At 70.1% G+C, this 385-nt stretch carries 1 pseudogene; it reads right to left on the bottom strand.

Annotated features, from left to right (window positions below):
- A pseudogene (locus BTA35_RS18160) lies at positions 1-385 on the bottom strand (hypothetical protein); the annotation flags it as partial.

Here is a 385-nt window from a genome sequence, read left to right as displayed (position 1 = left end):
GGCTGACGCCGCTTCCCGCTGTCGTCATCGCGGCTACGACGCGCAAGCTCGGTCGTCCGCGATAGGGGCGTCGTCGCGCTGCTCGGCGGCCGATGCGCGCATGAGGGGGGGCGGCATCGATGCCGAGCGTCTCGCGCAGCCATGCCGCGCCTTTCGGCGTCACTTGGACCGCGCGCGACGCTTTGGACCGAATGAACCGGCCTTGCTCGCAAAGCAACGCGAGCAGGCGCGTTCCGAGCGGTCCGGCGACGTGGTGTTCGCGCTCGGTCCAATCGAGGCATTGACGCGCGATGCCGCCGCGTCCCGGTTTGATCGATGCGATGTCGAGCCCGAGCTGTGCGAACCAGCCGGCGCCCGCGGCCGTCACCTCGTAGCGCTTATCGGC

The sequence above is a fragment of the Oceanospirillum linum genome, from assembly GCF_001995095.2.
Taxonomy (GTDB): domain Bacteria; phylum Pseudomonadota; class Gammaproteobacteria; order Pseudomonadales; family Halomonadaceae; genus Oceanospirillum; species Oceanospirillum linum.
This window is presented reverse-complemented; position numbering and strand designations above follow the sequence as displayed.